Consider the following 1,765-nt stretch of genomic DNA (forward strand, 5'->3'; position numbering starts at 1 on the left):
CAACGGACCCTGGGAGCTGTCGATAAATAACTCCTCGGTTTCTGAGGCCTGTTGGTCTGTAGGATTCGGGTGTGTCGGAGGGGATCGAGGCGGGGCTGGCGGAGGCGTTCGGGCTGTTGCTGCCGCATCTGGACGAGCGGCAGCGCCGGCTGGTGCTGGGGGCCGCTGCCCGTGTGCGGGGGCACGGCGGGATTCGCCGGGTGGCTGGTGCTGCGGGGGTGGCGGAGTCGACGGTGTCACGCGGGCTGCGTGAGCTGGAACGCGGTGAGGAACCCGATGACCGGGTTCGGGCGGCGGGCGCGGGCCGCAAGCGGCTGCGGGACGTTGATCGGGAACTGGTGCCGACGTTGCTCGCGCTGGTCGAGCCGGACCAGCGGGGAGATCCTGAGTCGCCGCTGCGGTGGACGGTGAAGTCGACCCGCGTCCTGGCCGCGGAGCTGTCCCGGCAGGGGCACCGGGTCGGCCACGACACGGTGGCCGCGCTGTTGAAGGCCGAAGGGTTCTGCCTGCAGGGCACTTCGCGCACCACCGAGGGTTCCCGACACCCGGACCGGGACGCCCAGTTCCACTACATCAACGACCAGGTCAAGACGTATCTCGCGGACGGGCAGCCGGTCATCAGCGTGGACACCAAGAAGAAGGAGACCCTGGGCGAGTACGCGGTCGCCGGGCGCGAGTGGCACCGTGCCGGGCAGCCGGTCCGCGTACGCGCCCACGACTTCCCCGAGAAGGGCGCCAAGAAGGCGGTGCCGTACGGGATCTACGACATCGGCGCGGACGCCGGATGGGTGTCGGTGGGCTGCGACGGCGACACCGCCGCCTTCGCCGTGGCCACCCTGCGCCGCTGGTGGGACAGGGAGGGACGGCACCGCTACCCGCGTGCCGCCCGTCTGCTGATCACTGCCGACGCCGGCGGATCCAACGGCTACCGGGTCCGCGCCTGGAAGAGCGAGCTCGCCGCTTTCGCCCACGAGAGCGGCCTGGAGGTGACCGTGTGTCACTTCCCGCCGGGTACTTCAAAATGGAACAAGATAGAGCACCGGCTGTTCTCCCAGATCAGCATCAACTGGCGCGGCAGGCCCCTGACCAGCCATGAAGTCGTGGTCAGCACCATTGGTGCGACCCGCACCCGCACCGGACTGGCCATCCATGCCGAACTCGATTCGGGCGCCTACCCCACTGGCGTTACCGTCCCCGACGACGTCATGGACCGCCTCCCCTTCACCCCGCACGACTGGCACCCCGCCTGGAACTACACCCTGCGGCCTGAGCCCCTCGCACCGCCGCCTCCGGCACGGCCCGCCGAGTTCGGACGCTTCCCCGCCGGCGACAAACTCCCCACCTGGCTACGGCACCCCAGCCTCACCGGCCTGGAGCCCGCCGCCTTCGACGACCTCGCCGCCCGCTACCGCGCCTGGCGTGCCGAACATCCACCGATCCTGCTTCCCGGAAAGCGTCCCGACGGTGGCCCCGGTGCCGGCGGCAGGCGACTCTCCGCCGCCGACCAACTCATCGTCTTCCTCCTCAAGAAACGCTGGTCCATGACGAACGCCGTACTCTCCGAGGCGACCGGCCTGAGCAAGAGCCGGATCGGCGCGACCATCTGGGACGCAACCCCGGTACTCACCGCACTCGGTCACACCGCCTCCACCGGCGCCCTCACCGTGACCACGGCACAACAACTTGCCGCAATCGCCGGGCACGATCTCGCGAGCTCATGACCCGCACCAAGATCAAGGAGTTATTTATCGACAGCTCCCTGGCC

1 protein-coding gene is annotated in these 1,765 nt (G+C 69.4%); it reads left to right on the forward strand.

All coding sequences use genetic code 11. From position 1 onward, the window contains the following. Positions 1–95: 95 nt before the first annotated feature. Entirely contained in the window at positions 96–1,721 is a 1,626-nt protein-coding gene (locus ACFW2Y_RS35705; protein WP_384887882.1) for an ISAzo13 family transposase, read from the forward strand. Positions 1,722–1,765: the final 44 nt, after the last annotated feature.

Source organism: Streptomyces sp. NPDC058877, assembly GCF_042742855.1.
GTDB lineage: Bacteria > Actinomycetota > Actinomycetes > Streptomycetales > Streptomycetaceae > Streptomyces.